The sequence below is a fragment of the Azotobacter armeniacus genome, assembly GCF_054779355.1.
Genome location: NZ_BAAGYK010000003.1, coordinates 30,793 through 43,748, shown reverse-complemented (window position 1 = coordinate 43,748; position 12,956 = coordinate 30,793). Strand labels below are relative to the sequence as shown.

At 62.8% G+C, this 12,956-nt stretch carries 11 protein-coding genes and 1 pseudogene; 10 read left to right on the top strand and 2 right to left on the bottom strand.

The window, feature by feature from the left end:
* Positions 1 to 16 precede the first annotated feature (16 nt).
* The 4 genes from murA to hisC all read left to right on the top strand — a co-directional run bounded on the left by murA (position 17) and on the right by hisC (position 4,550).
* Positions 17 to 1,282 carry a UDP-N-acetylglucosamine 1-carboxyvinyltransferase gene (murA, locus tag ACYVD0_RS00695; protein ID WP_460424988.1) on the top strand — a complete coding sequence of 422 codons (1,266 nt, stop codon included), beginning with the start codon at positions 17 to 19 and terminating at the stop codon, positions 1,280 to 1,282.
* A 66-nt stretch (positions 1,283 to 1,348) separates the two neighbouring features.
* Positions 1,349 to 1,984, top strand: a complete 636-nt coding sequence (hisG, locus tag ACYVD0_RS00690; RefSeq protein WP_460424987.1) for an ATP phosphoribosyltransferase — start codon at positions 1,349 to 1,351, stop codon at positions 1,982 to 1,984.
* A 106-nt stretch (positions 1,985 to 2,090) separates the two neighbouring features.
* On the top strand, positions 2,091 to 3,401 hold the full coding sequence (gene hisD / locus ACYVD0_RS00685) for a histidinol dehydrogenase (protein ID WP_460424986.1): 1,311 nt from the start codon (positions 2,091 to 2,093) through the stop codon (positions 3,399 to 3,401).
* A gap of 93 nt (positions 3,402 to 3,494) precedes the next feature.
* The gene (gene hisC, locus ACYVD0_RS00680) at positions 3,495 to 4,550 is read left to right on the top strand and encodes a pyridoxal phosphate-dependent aminotransferase (protein ID WP_460424985.1); all 1,056 of its coding nucleotides are present in this window, start codon (positions 3,495 to 3,497) and stop codon (positions 4,548 to 4,550) included.
* Between the two features lie 42 nt (positions 4,551 to 4,592).
* Here hisC and algW read toward each other — a convergent pair whose 3' ends face one another.
* On the bottom strand, positions 4,593 to 5,741 hold the full coding sequence (gene algW, locus ACYVD0_RS00675) for a S1C family serine protease (RefSeq protein ID WP_460424984.1): 1,149 nt from the start codon (positions 5,739 to 5,741) through the stop codon (positions 4,593 to 4,595).
* A gap of 114 nt (positions 5,742 to 5,855) precedes the next feature.
* On the opposite strand from algW, the gene ACYVD0_RS00670 reads away from it, so the two are divergent.
* The 4 genes and pseudogenes from ACYVD0_RS00670 to ACYVD0_RS00655 all read left to right on the top strand — a co-directional run.
* Positions 5,856 to 6,614, top strand: coding sequence for a Nif3-like dinuclear metal center hexameric protein (locus ACYVD0_RS00670; protein ID WP_460424983.1), 759 nt, complete (start codon positions 5,856 to 5,858; stop codon positions 6,612 to 6,614).
* Between the two features lie 146 nt (positions 6,615 to 6,760).
* Positions 6,761 to 7,678, top strand: coding sequence for a sulfate adenylyltransferase subunit CysD (gene cysD, locus ACYVD0_RS00665; RefSeq protein ID WP_460424982.1), 918 nt, complete (start codon positions 6,761 to 6,763; stop codon positions 7,676 to 7,678).
* A gap of 12 nt (positions 7,679 to 7,690) precedes the next feature.
* The gene (gene cysN, locus ACYVD0_RS00660; protein WP_460424981.1) at positions 7,691 to 9,592 is read left to right on the top strand and encodes a bifunctional sulfate adenylyltransferase subunit 1/adenylyl-sulfate kinase; all 1,902 of its coding nucleotides are present in this window, start codon (positions 7,691 to 7,693) and stop codon (positions 9,590 to 9,592) included.
* A gap of 129 nt (positions 9,593 to 9,721) precedes the next feature.
* A pseudogene (locus tag ACYVD0_RS00655) lies at positions 9,722 to 9,835 on the top strand (IS110 family transposase); the annotation flags it as partial.
* A 358-nt stretch (positions 9,836 to 10,193) separates the two neighbouring features.
* Here ACYVD0_RS00655 and ACYVD0_RS00650 read toward each other — a convergent pair.
* The gene (locus ACYVD0_RS00650; RefSeq protein ID WP_460424980.1) at positions 10,194 to 10,634 is read right to left on the bottom strand and encodes a Z-ring associated ZapG family protein; all 441 of its coding nucleotides are present in this window, start codon (positions 10,632 to 10,634) and stop codon (positions 10,194 to 10,196) included.
* Positions 10,635 to 10,902: 268 nt separating this feature from the next.
* On the opposite strand from ACYVD0_RS00650, the gene ACYVD0_RS00645 reads away from it, so the two are divergent.
* A complete protein-coding gene (locus ACYVD0_RS00645; protein ID WP_460424979.1) occupies positions 10,903 to 11,535 on the top strand; it encodes an alpha/beta hydrolase in 633 nt (210 codons plus the stop codon).
* Positions 11,536 to 11,554: 19 nt separating this feature from the next.
* Complete coding sequence (locus tag ACYVD0_RS00640) at positions 11,555 to 12,916, top strand: tryptophan--tRNA ligase (protein WP_460424978.1); 1,362 nt, start codon at positions 11,555 to 11,557, stop codon at positions 12,914 to 12,916.
* Positions 12,917 to 12,956: the final 40 nt, after the last annotated feature.

Below are 12,956 nucleotides of genomic sequence, written 5' to 3'. Positions count from 1 at the left end.
GCCAGCGCGAGAGAACATGGACAAACTGATCATTACCGGCGGCCAGCGCCTCGATGGCGAAATCCGCATTTCCGGGGCGAAGAACGCGGCGTTGCCGATCCTTGCCGCAACCCTGCTGGCCGATACGCCGGTCACCGTTTGCAATCTGCCGCACCTGCACGATATCACCACGATGATCGAGCTGTTCGGGCGCATGGGTGTGCAGCCAGTGATCGACGAAAAGCTTAGCGTGGAGGTGGATGCCAGCACCATCAAGACACTGGTGGCACCCTACGAGCTGGTCAAGACCATGCGCGCCTCGATTCTGGTGCTCGGCCCGATGGTCGCCCGTTTCGGCGAGGCCGAGGTGGCCCTGCCAGGCGGTTGTGCCATCGGCTCGCGGCCGGTCGACCTGCACATCCGCGGCCTCGAGGCGCTGGGCGCGCAGATCGAGATGGAAGGCGGCTATATCAAGGCCAAGGCTCCGGCCAGTGGTCTGCGTGGTGGGCATTTCTTCTTCGACATCGTCAGCGTGACCGGCACTGAGAATATTATGATGGCCGCGGCGTTGGCCAATGGGCGTACAGTGCTGGAGAATACCGCCCGTGAACCGGAGGTGGTCGATCTGGCCAACTTCCTGAACGGCATGGGCGCTCAGATCAAGGGTGCTGGCACCGACACCATTGTCATCGAAGGAGTCAAGCGTCTGGGCGGCGGTCGTTACAGCGTGATGCCCGACCGCATCGAGACCGGCACTTATCTGGTGGCTGCGGCCGCCACCCGGGGACGGATCAAGCTCAAGGATACCGATCCGACCATTCTCGAGGCGGTGCTGCTCAAGCTGGAAGAGGCGGGTGCGCAGATCGATACCGGCAACAACTGGATCTCGCTGGACATGAAGGGCAACCGGCCCAAGGCTGTGAACGTGCGCACCGCGCCGTACCCGGCATTCCCCACCGACATGCAGGCCCAGTTCATTTCTCTGAATGCCGTCGCCGAGGGCACGGGAACGGTCATCGAAACCGTGTTCGAAAATCGCTTCATGCACGTCTATGAAATGAACCGCATGGGAGCGCAGATTCTGGTGGAGGGCAATACCGCCATCGTCACCGGTACGCCGCACCTGAAGGGGGCTCCAGTAATGGCTACCGATCTGCGCGCCTCCGCCAGCCTGGTGATCGCCGGTCTGGTGGCCGAGGGGGATACCCTGATTGATCGCATCTACCACATCGACCGTGGCTACGAATGCATCGAGGAAAAGCTGCAATTGCTCGGCGCCAAGATCCGCCGCATCCCGAGGTAGTCCGGCGCCTGGCATGGCATCGATCTCAGCCCCCGATAGGGTCAATATCCAAGGACATTCGTTTTCATGCTCACCATTGCCCTGTCCAAAGGCCGGATTCTCGACGATACCCTGCCGTTGCTCGCCGAAGCCGGCATCGTGCCGACCGAGAGTCCGGACAAGAGTCGCAAGCTCATCATTCCAACCACTCAGGAAGACGTACGCCTGCTGATCGTCCGCGCCACCGACGTGCCGACCTATGTCGAGAACGGTGCTGCCGACCTGGGTGTGGCCGGCAAGGATGTGCTAATGGAGTACGGCGGCCAGGGACTGTACGAGCCGCTTGATCTGAAGATCGCCAAATGCAAACTGATGACTGCCGGCAAGGTAGGCGCGCCCGTGCCCAGGGGACGCTTGCGGGTGGCCACCAAGTTCGTCAATGTAGCCAAACGCTACTATGCCGAGCAGGGCCGCCAGGTGGACATCATCAAGCTCTATGGCTCCATGGAGCTGGCGCCGTTGGTGGGGCTGGCCGACAAGATCATCGATGTGGTCGATACCGGCAACACCTTGCGCGCTAATGGCCTGGAGCCTCAGGAGCTGATCGCCACTGTCAGTTCGCGGCTGATTGTCAACAAGGCCTCGATGAAGATGCAGCATGCACGCATCCAGGCGTTGATCGACACCCTACGCGAGGCCGTTGACTCGCGACATCGGAGCTGACGGACCTGCCTACGCCCATCCGTGTCATAGCGAAATTCTCGGGTGCCCGCGCGGAGGGCTTGCTAGTCTAGCGGCGCCCGAGTTTCAGCCAACCACGAGGCCCATTATGACCGCACCCATCGCCATCCGCCGACTCGATGCCGCCGATCCGCAGTTCGCCCGCCACCTGGATCATCTGTTGAGCTGGGAAGGCGTTTCCGGCGATGCGGTCAATCAGCGCGTGCTGGACATCATTCAGGCTGTGCGCAGTAGAGGCGACGCCGCGGTGCTGGAGTTCACCCAGCGCTTCGACAGCGTCGCAGCCACCTCCATGGCTGAGCTGATCCTGCCCCGCGAGCGCCTCGAGCTGGCTCTGACCCGCATCAGCGGCGAGCAGCGCACAGCGCTGGAAAAGGCCGCCGAGCGCGTGCGCCTTTACCACGAGCGGCAGAAGCAGGATTCCTGGGCCTACACCGAGGCCGACGGTACCGTGCTTGGCCAGCAGGTGACCGCGCTGGATCGCGCTGGCCTCTACGTGCCGGGCGGCAAGGCGGCCTATCCTTCCTCGGTGCTGATGAATGCGATTCCGGCCAAGGTTGCCGGCGTCTCCGAGGTGGTGATGGTGGTGCCGACTCCGCGCGGCGAGATCAACGAACTGGTGCTGGCCGCCGCCTGCGTGGCCAGCGTCGACTGCGTGTTCACCATCGGCGGTGCCCAGGCCGTGGCCGCGCTGGCCTACGGCACCGAGAGCGTGCCGCAGGTGGACAAGATCGTCGGCCCGGGCAACATCTATGTGGCTACCGCCAAACGTCATGTATTCGGTCAGGTCGGAATCGACATGATTGCCGGCCCCTCGGAGATCCTCGTAATCTGCGATGGCCAGACCAATTCGGACTGGATCGCCATGGACCTGTTTTCCCAGGCCGAGCACGACGAGGATGCCCAATCGATCCTGGTCAGCCCGGACGCTGCCTTCCTTGACCGGGTGACCGAGAGCATCGCCAGGCTGCTACCGACTATGGAGCGTGCCGAGATCATCCGCACTTCGCTGGAGGAGCGCGGCGCGCTGATCCAGGTCGCCGATATGGAGCAGGCCATGGTCGTGGCCAACCGTATCGCTCCCGAGCACCTCGAGCTGTCGGTGGCCGAGCCGCAACAGTGGCTGCCGAAGATTCGCCATGCCGGTGCCATCTTCATGGGCAGGTACACCGCCGAGGCGCTGGGCGACTACTGCGCCGGCCCCAATCACGTACTGCCGACTTCCGGCACCGCGCGCTTCTCCTCGCCGCTAGGCGTGTACGACTTCCAGAAGCGCTCGTCGATCATCTTCTGTTCGGCGGACGGTGCCTCCGAGCTGGGCAAGACCGCGTCGGTGCTGGCCCGTGGCGAGTCGCTGACCGCCCACGCGCGCAGTGCCGAGTACCGCATCAAGGGCTAAGGCCAACACAAACCTGCAGGGGCCAGCTTGCTCGCAATGCAGCAAGTTGGTTCCTGCGAAAGCCAATGGCAATGAATTCTAGGAGAGAAGGGCGTGAGCAAATTCTGGAGTCCCTTCGTCAAGAGCCTGGTGCCCTACGTGCCGGGCGAGCAGCCGAAGCTGAGCAAGCTGGTCAAGCTCAACACTAACGAAAACCCTTACGGGCCGTCGCCCAAGGCGATCGCCGCCATACAGGCCGAGCTGAACGACAGCCTGCGCCTCTATCCGGATCCCAACGGCGAGCGCCTGAAGCAGGCGATTGCCGGCTACTATGGGGTGCAGAGCAATCAGGTGTTTGTCGGCAATGGCTCTGACGAAGTGCTGGCGCACATCTTCCATGGGCTGTTTCAGCATGGCCGGCCGTTGCTGTTCCCCGACGTGACCTACAGCTTTTACCCAGTGTACTGTGGCCTGTACGGGATTCCCTTCGAGACCGTGGCGCTGGACAAGCAGTTCCGCATTCGCGTCGAGGATTATCAACGACCGAATGGTGGCATCATTTTCCCCAACCCCAATGCACCAACCGGCTGCTTGTTGCCGCTCGAAGCCATCGAACGGCTGCTTGGGGCCAATCAGGACTCGGTGGTGGTGGTGGACGAGGCCTACGTGGACTTTGGCGGCGAGACGGCGATCGTCCTTGTCGATCGCCATCCTAACCTGCTGGTCACCCAGACTTTGTCCAAGTCGCGCTCCCTGGCGGGACTGCGGGTCGGTCTGGCAGTCGGCCATCCGGAGCTGATCGAGGCGCTGGAGCGGATCAAGAACAGCTTCAACTCCTATCCCCTGGACCGCATGGCCATCGCCGGGGCGGCGGCGGCTTTCGAGGATTGCGCCTACTTCGAGCAGACCTGCCGCCAGGTGATCGCCAGCCGCGAGCAACTGGTCGGCGAGCTGCAGCGGCTGGGCTTTGAGGTGTTGCCGTCGGCAGCCAACTTCGTCTTCGCCCGCCATTCCGGGCACGATGCCGAGGGGTTGGCGGCGGAGCTGCGCGAGCAGGGGGTGATCGTCCGTCATTTCAAGCAGGAGCGGATTCGCCAATTCTTGCGTATCACCATCGGTACACCGGAGCAGAACCAGGCGCTGATCGACGTGCTGGCGACTCTCTGCTGAGCCGCTGGCGGGAGTGCCCCGTCCATTCCTTGACCGGGGCGCTTACGGCTGCGCGGCTGTGGGCGGCGGGCGTAGGCCGATCTCGGCGGTCAGGGTCAGTGCCTGGCCGTTGCGCAGGACCGCGATGTCGATGGTTTCTCCCGGCCGGGTCTGGGCAACCTGGTTCATGGCGTGGCGCCCGTCGGTGGCCGGCTGGCCATCGATGGTGACGATCAGATCCCCCGGCTGCAAGCCGGCCCGCTGGGCGGGGCCGTCCCGGTAGATGCCGGCGACGACGATGCCCGGACGGCCTTCCAGGCCGAAGGACTCGGCCAGCTCCGTGGTCAGCGGTTGCACTTCAAGACCGAGCCAACCGCGGGTCACCTGACCATGCTTGATGATTTCCTCCATTACCTCCATGGCCAACTTCGCTGGAATCGCGAAGCCGATGCCCTGGGAGCCGCCCGACTTGGAGAAGATGGCGGTATTGATGCCGATCAGATTGCCGTTGGCATCGATCAGTGCGCCGCCCGAGTTGCCTGGATTGATCGCCGCGTCGGTCTGGATGAAGTCCTCGTAGGTGTTCAGTCCCAGCTGGTTGCGCCCGGTGGCGCTGATGATTCCCATGGTCACGGTCTGGCCGACCCCGAAGGGGTTGCCGATGGCTAGGGCCACATCGCCGATGCGTATGCTGTCGGAGCGCCCCAGGTGCATGATCGGCAGATCGGCGAGATCGATCTTGAGCACGGCCAGGTCGGTTTCCGAATCGTTGCCGATCACCCGGGCGAGGACTTCCCGGCCATCCCTCAGGGCAACGACGATCTGGTCGGCACCGGCGGTGACATGATTGTTGGTTAGCAGGTAGCCATCCCTGCTCATGATCACCGCGGAACCCAGGCTGGATTCCAGGCGCCGCTGGCTAGGCAGGGAGTTGCCGAAGTACTGCTGCAGCAGTGGGTCGTCGAACAGTGGCTGGCTCTGCTTCTTGACGACCTTGGTGGTGTACAGGTTGGCCACTGCCGGGGCAGCGCTGCTGACGGCGTTGGCATAGGAGGCAGGGCTTTGCGGTGAAAGGATGGACCGGGGGAGCTGCTGTTGATTGCCGACACCTTGTGGCAGACCGACCCACTCCGGATGGCGCTGGATGATCAGCAGGGCCAGCAGCACTCCAACCACCAGGGGCCATCCGAGAAAACGCAGGGCCTTGAGCATGGATCGAAAATCCTTAGGGTTGCGAGGGGGCAAGAGGGGTCGTAAGGTGCGCCATTATACGAAGGCGCCGCGGACTGGCCAGCGGCGCGCAACCGCTTTATTGGGGAGGCAGCGATGCCCGTCGCTCTGTCCGTACTGGTAGAGGAAGCCGATCGCTATCTGGCTGCTGCCGGGATGTCTGATTATTGCCCGAATGGCTTGCAAGTCGAGGGGCGCGTGCAGGTCGCCAAGGTTGTCACTGGAGTGACTGCCAGCCAGGCGCTGCTGGATGCCGCGGTCGAGTTCCAGGCCGATCTGGTGCTCGTGCATCACGGTTATTTCTGGAAAAGCGAGAACCCCTGCATCACCGGCATGAAGCAGCGCCGGCTGAAGACCCTGCTGGTCAACGGCATCAGCCTGCTCGCCTATCACCTGCCTCTGGATGTGCATCCCGAGGTGGGCAACAACGTGCAGTTGGCGCGGCGTCTCGGTCTTGAGGTAAGAGGCCCGTTGGAGCCGGGCAATCCGCGCTCGGTGGGTTTGCTTGGCAGTCTGCCGCAGGCCATGGCTCCGATCGAGTTCGCCGCCCATGTGGCGCAGGCGCTCGGTCGCGAGCCCTTGTTGATCGGGGCTGATCGGCCGATCCGGCGCATCGCCTGGTGCACCGGGGCAGCGCAAGGCTACATCGAGCAGGCGATTGCCGCCAGCGTAGATGCCTACCTCACCGGCGAGGTGTCCGAGTCTACCGTGCACTGTGCGCGGGAGAATGGTATCAGTTTCCTCGCCGCTGGCCATCACGCTACTGAGCGCTACGGGGTGCAGGCGCTGGGTGAGTGGCTGGCGCAGCGCTTCGATCTCCAGCACCGTTTCGTCGATTGCGATAATCCGGTGTAAGTGCCGGGCATGCTCGATGCGGTAGCGCTTGGGCATATTTATAGAAGCATTGGATCTATGCGGCAGCCTTATTATAAGAAGGTACGCATGGTATCGTGCGCCAACGTCCGCGGCCCGCAGGCCGCTTCTGTTTTTTGTGAGTAGCCATGGTCGACAAACTGACGCATCTGAAACAGCTGGAGGCGGAAAGCATCCACATCATCCGTGAGGTGGCCGCCGAGTTCGACAACCCGGTGATGCTGTACTCCATCGGCAAAGACTCTGCCGTCATGCTGCATCTGGCACGCAAGGCATTCTTTCCTGGCAAGCTGCCGTTCCCGGTGATGCACGTCGACACCCAATGGAAATTCCAGGAAATGTACAAGTTTCGCGACAGGATGGTCGCGGAGATGGGGCTGGAGTTAATCACCCACATCAACCCCGAAGGGGTGGCGCAGGGCATCAACCCCTTCACCCACGGCAGTGCCAAGCACACCGACATCATGAAGACTGAAGGTCTCAAGCAGGCCCTCGACAAGTACGGCTTCGACGCTGCCTTCGGTGGTGCCCGGCGCGACGAGGAAAAATCCCGCGCCAAGGAGCGCGTCTACTCGTTCCGCGACAGCAAGCACCGTTGGGACCCAAAGAACCAGCGTCCCGAGCTGTGGAGCATTTACAACGGCAAGGTGAAGAAAGGCGAGTCGATCCGCGTGTTCCCGCTGTCCAACTGGACCGAGCTGGACATCTGGCAGTACATCTACCTGGAGCAGATCCCAATCGTGCCGCTGTACTTCGCCGCCGAGCGCGAGGTGATCGAGAAGAACGGCACCCTGATCATGATCGACGACGAGCGCATCCTCGAGCATCTTTCCGATGAGGAGAAGGCGCATATCCAGAAGAGGATGGTGCGTTTCCGCACCCTTGGCTGCTACCCGCTGACCGGCGCTGTGGAGTCCACCGCCGCAACCCTGCCGGACATCATCCAGGAAATGCTCCTGACCCGCACGTCCGAACGTCAGGGCCGTGTCATCGACCATGATGGCGCCGGTTCGATGGAAGAAAAGAAACGTCAGGGCTACTTCTAAGGTCTTTGCCTCATGTCGCATCAATCCGAACTGATCAGCGAGGACATCCTCGCCTACCTGGCCCAGCACGAACGCAAGGAACTGTTGCGCTTCCTCACCTGTGGCAACGTCGACGACGGCAAGAGCACCCTGATCGGCCGCCTGCTGCACGACTCCAAGATGATCTATGAGGATCATCTGGAAGCTATTACCCGTGATTCCAAGAAGGTCGGCACGACTGGTGACGAAGTGGACTTGGCGCTGCTGGTTGACGGCCTGCAGGCCGAGCGCGAGCAGGGCATCACCATCGATGTGGCCTATCGTTACTTCTCGACCGCCAAGCGTAAGTTCATCATCGCCGATACCCCCGGCCATGAGCAGTACACCCGCAATATGGCCACCGGGGCGTCCACCTGCGACCTGGCGATCATTCTGATCGACGCCCGCTACGGCGTGCAGACCCAGACCCGCCGGCACAGCTTTATCGCCTCGTTGCTGGGTATCAGGCATATCGTCGTCGCAGTCAATAAGATGGACCTGATGAACTTCGACCAAGGCGTGTTCGACAGTATCCAGGCCGACTACCTGCAGTTCGCCGAGCGCATTGGCCTCAAGCCCGCCTCGCTGCACTTCGTGCCGATGTCGGCGCTCAAGGGCGACAATGTGGTCAACAAGAGCGAGCGTGCGCCTTGGTATCAGGGCCCGTCGCTGATGGAGATCCTCGAGACTGTCGAGATCGCCGCCGACCGCAACCTCAGCGACATGCGCTTCCCGGTGCAGTACGTCAACCGGCCGAACCTCAACTTCCGCGGCTTCGCCGGTACCCTGGCCAGCGGCATCGTGCGCAAGGGCGACGACGTGCTGGCCTTGCCGTCGGGCAAGGCCAGCAAGGTGCGCTCCATCATCACCTACGACGGCGAGCTGGAGCAGGCGATCCCCGGCCAGGCGGTCACCCTGACCCTGGAGGACGAGATCGACGTGTCGCGTGGCGACATGCTGGTGCATGCCGACAATCGTCCGCAGGTCACCGATAGCTTCGATGCCATGCTGGTGTGGATGGCCGAGGAGCCGATGCTGCCAGGCAAGAAGTACGACATCAAGCGCGCTACCAGTTACGTGCCGGGCAACATCGTCAGCATCGCGCACCGCGTCGACGTCAACAGCCTCGAGCAGCTGGCGGCCAGCGAGCTCAAGCTTAACGAGATCGGCAAGGTGCGCGTCAGCCTGGATGCGCTCATCGCCCTCGACGGTTACGTGCATAATCGCACCACCGGCGCTTTCATCGTCATCGACCGCCTGACCAACGGCACCGTCGGTGCCGGCATGATCATTGCCGACCCGCTGGCCGGGCAGAACACCATTGGCCAGCACGGCCAGCAGGCCCACGTCAGCGCCGAGGAGCGCGCCGCGCGCTTCGGCCAGCAACCGGCCACAGTGTTGTTCAGCGGCCTGTCCGGTGCAGGCAAGAGCACCCTGGCCTATGCCGTGGAGCGCAAGCTGTTCGACAGCGGCCGTGCGGTCTATGTGCTGGACGGGCAGAACCTGCGCCACGACCTGAACAAGGGCCTGCCGCTGGATCGCGCCGGTCGCGCGGAGAATTGGCGCTGCGCCGCCCAGGTGGCCAGGCAGTTCAACGGGGCGGGCCTCTTGACCCTGGCCGCCTTCGTCGCCCCGGATGCCGAGGGTCGCGAGCAGGCCAGGGCGATCGTCGGCGCTGAGCGGCTGATTACCGTTTATGTGCAGGCATCGCCGCAGGCTTGCCGCGCGCGCGACCCGCAGGGCCTGTATGCCGCAGGCGAGGACAACATCCCCGGCGAGTCCTTCCCCTACGATGTGCCGCTGGATGCTGATCTGGTGATCGACACCCAGCATTACTCGGTAGAGGAGGGGGTGAAGCAGGTACTCGAACTGCTACGCAGCCGCGGCGCCCTTTAAGGCCAGCCAGCTCGACCAAGCCCTCGCAGCCCAGGCTGCGTAACCGCTGTCCAAGATGGCCAGCCTGAGCGAGAAGCCCTGCAGGTTCACACTTGCTGGGCTTCTCTCTTTTCGGACGGAGGATCACTCATGGCGAACGTGACGCTGCTTGGCATCGATATTGGCAAACACGGACTCCACTTGCATGGCCAGGATGCCAGGGGGCATCAAGTCCTGCGCAAGAAAGTCAGTCGAAGCCAACTACAGCACAACTCAATGACCGGGATCCGGCGGCTTGGCTGATGCCCTTCCATCCCTCGACCGAGCGGGACGACGACTACGATGATCGTCGATCATTACGGCATTCCTGGCGGTGCTCAAACGCAGCGTCGAGCAGGCCCATCGCGAACGGGTCCCCGCCGGCTGGGAGGCGTCCACCTACCACCTGGCCGTGCAGGTCGGGAGCGGTTACGAGGGCCTGCTCATCGCTCTGTCGAGCCGGGATGAGGATTCGGCCGGCGGGCTCGCCCGGCGCCTGCTGGAGCTGGCGCAACGCATTGCGCCCAAACAGGTTACCACCAGCCAACGCGGTCCAAAGGTGGGCAAGCCCAAGGGGTGGGCCTTAGTGCTTGCCCTTCAGGCCAAACTGCTCGTCCAGCATGCCGGGAGCGTTGGCGATTTTAGGGGCGTAATCCTTGGGAACCTCAGGAGCCGTCGAACTGGCCAGATGCTCATGATTGCCGAGGGTCTCTTCGTTCTGCAGCGTGGCGAGCAGGCGCTGGCGGGTCAATTCGTCGAGTGCGAGACGGCTGGCACCTTCGGACAGGTGTTCCTGGATCTCCGCGTAGCTCTGGGTGAGCTTCTTCACCAGGTTCGCGGTGGTATTGAAGTGGGAGATCACCTCGCTCTGGTAGGTGTCGAAGCGCTCCTGCAGCTCGTCCAGTTGGCGTTGCGTCCGGCTGGGTACCGTATTGGGCAATAGACGAGCGGCAACGAAGCCGATGATGATGCCGACAAGCAGGGTGAGGGCCGGTAGCAACCAAGCCATGAGCGTATGTTCCACGATCCTTCCTCTATAGGCTTCTTTGTTTTACGTTAGCGGCTCCAGTCTGCCCTGTATAGCTGGCCTAGACGCATGCGGCGATCCGTGTCAGCGGGCGGGCTCGGGCTTGACAGTGCCCTCGGCAGTGTGCCGCCATTCCGTGCCCCTTGTCATGTTCCGGCATGGGCCTGCCACAGCGAGCCTCTGCGCCGGAACGGCCTCTTCCACGCGTTGCTGCGGTCCAACCACCAAGACGAGTCGGCTCCAGGCGGGCTCACGGAGATACAGTTTGTCGAATCGTGAAAATTCTCTGCTCATCGATGGGCCCTGCGGCCCGCTCGAAGCGCTCTACCTCGAATTGCCAGAGGCCCGAGGTCTGGCTCTGCTCTGTCATCCCAATCCGGTGAAGGGCGGGACCATGCTGAACAAGGTCGTCTCCACCCTGCAGCGCACCGCCCGGGATGCCGGTTACAGCACTCTGCGCTTCAACTACCGTGGCGTCGGCGCCAGTGCCGGCAGTCATGATATGGGCAGCGGCGAGGTGGATGATGCCGAAGCCGTCGTCCAGTGGGGGCGTGAGCAGCTGCCGCAGCTACCCCTGAGCCTGTTCGGCTTTTCCTTCGGTGGATACGTTGTACTAAATCTGGCGGACCGTCTGGCTGTACAGGGCTTGGTGCCGGAGCGGATGTTCTTGGTCGCGCCGGCGGTGATGCGTCTGGAGAGCGAGAAGATAGCGCCGCCACAAGGCAGCAGCCTGACGGTCATCCAGCCGGAGCAGGACGAGGTGGTCAGTCCGCAACTGGTCTACGACTGGTCGGCAGCCCTGCAGCGTCCCCATGAGTTGCTGAAAGTGGCAGAATGCGGGCATTTCTTCCATGGCAAGCTGGGCGAGTTGAAGGACTTGGTCAGTTCACGCCTCTGATCATAGACAAGCGCACAACATGACCACTCGAATCCTTACCGGCATCACTACCACCGGCACTCCGCACTTGGGCAACTATGCTGGCGCCATCCGCCCGGCGATTATCGCCGGGCGCGATCTGAATGCCGACTCGTTCTATTTCCTCGCCGACTATCACGCGCTGATCAAGTGCGACGACCCGGAGCGCATCCAGCGCTCGCGCCTGGAAATCGCCGCCACCTGGCTGGCCTGTGGGCTGGATGCGGAGAGGACGACCTTCTACCGGCAGTCGGACATTCCCGAGGTCACCGAGCTGACCTGGCTGCTCACCTGCGTGACGGCCAAGGGCCTGCTCAACCGTGCGCATGCCTACAAGGCCTCGGTGGATAAAAATCTGGAGGTCGGCGAGGATCCCGATGCCGGAGTGACCATGGGGCTGTTCAGCTATCCGGTGCTGATGGCTGCGGACATCCTGATGTTCAACGCGAACAAGGTGCCGGTCGGTCGCGACCAGATCCAGCACGTGGAAATGGCCCGCGATATCGGGCAGCGCTTCAATCACTTGTTTGGCCGGGGCCGGGAGCTCTTCACTCTGCCAGAGGCAGTGGTCGAGGCGGAGGTGGCCACCCTGCCAGGGCTCGATGGTCGCAAGATGTCGAAGAGCTATGACAATACCATTCCACTGTTCGGCTCGACCCGGCAGCTGAAGGATGCCATCGCGCGCATTGTCACCGATTCGCGGGAGCCGGGTGAGCCGAAGAATCCAGACCACTCGCATCTGTTTACGCTCTACCAGGCGTTCGCCGCGCCCGAGCAGCTCGCCGAGTTCCGTGCCGATCTGCTCGCCGGTCTGGCTTGGGGGGAGGCCAAGCAGCGGCTGTTCCAATTGCTTGACAACGAATTGGGCGAAGCCCGCGAGCGCTACCAAACGCTGATTGCGAGACCGATTGATTTGGAGGACATTCTCCTCGCTGGTGCGGTAAAAGCGCGCAGGGTCGCCACACCTTTCCTCGGCGAGTTGCGTGAAGCGGTTGGCCTGCGCTCGTTCCGCAGCGGCGTGCGAAGCCAAGCTGCCAGCGGTAAGAAGAAAGCGCCTAAAACTGCGCGTTTCGTCAGCTTTCGTGAGCTCGACGGGCGATTCCGTTTCCGTTTTCTGTCCGCCGATGGCGAAGAGTTGCTGCTGTCGCGGCCGTTTGACGACCCCAAGGCTGTGGGGCGGATCAGCCAGCGGTTGATTGCCCTAGGTCAGGATGCGCTCGAGTTGCGTGCTGATGAAGGCGCCCAGTTCACTCTCTGGCTGGATGGCGAATGCATGGCCGACAGCCCGGTGTACGCCGATCCGGATGCCTTGGAGGCAGCCATGCTGCGCCTGCGGGAAGCGATTGCAGGGCTTGCCGACTGATCGCCGTGCGACCGGGTGCCGGATCTGTAGCCTTCGGCTC

Bases quoted from the DNA above. Each gene is read 5' to 3' on its own strand.
- murA (WP_460424988.1), top strand. From the start codon at position 17: ATGGACAAACTGATCATTACCGGCGGCCAGCGCCTCGATGGCGAAATC.
- hisG (WP_460424987.1), top strand. From the start codon at position 1,349: ATGCTCACCATTGCCCTGTCCAAAGGCCGGATTCTCGACGATACCCTG.
- hisD (WP_460424986.1), top strand. From the start codon at position 2,091: ATGACCGCACCCATCGCCATCCGCCGACTCGATGCCGCCGATCCGCAG.
- algW (WP_460424984.1), bottom strand. From the start codon at position 5,741: ATGCTCAAGGCCCTGCGTTTTCTCGGATGGCCCCTGGTGGTTGGAGTG.
- ACYVD0_RS00670 (WP_460424983.1), top strand. From the start codon at position 5,856: ATGCCCGTCGCTCTGTCCGTACTGGTAGAGGAAGCCGATCGCTATCTG.
- cysD (WP_460424982.1), top strand. From the start codon at position 6,761: ATGGTCGACAAACTGACGCATCTGAAACAGCTGGAGGCGGAAAGCATC.
- cysN (WP_460424981.1), top strand. From the start codon at position 7,691: ATGTCGCATCAATCCGAACTGATCAGCGAGGACATCCTCGCCTACCTG.
- ACYVD0_RS00640 (WP_460424978.1), top strand. From the start codon at position 11,555: ATGACCACTCGAATCCTTACCGGCATCACTACCACCGGCACTCCGCAC.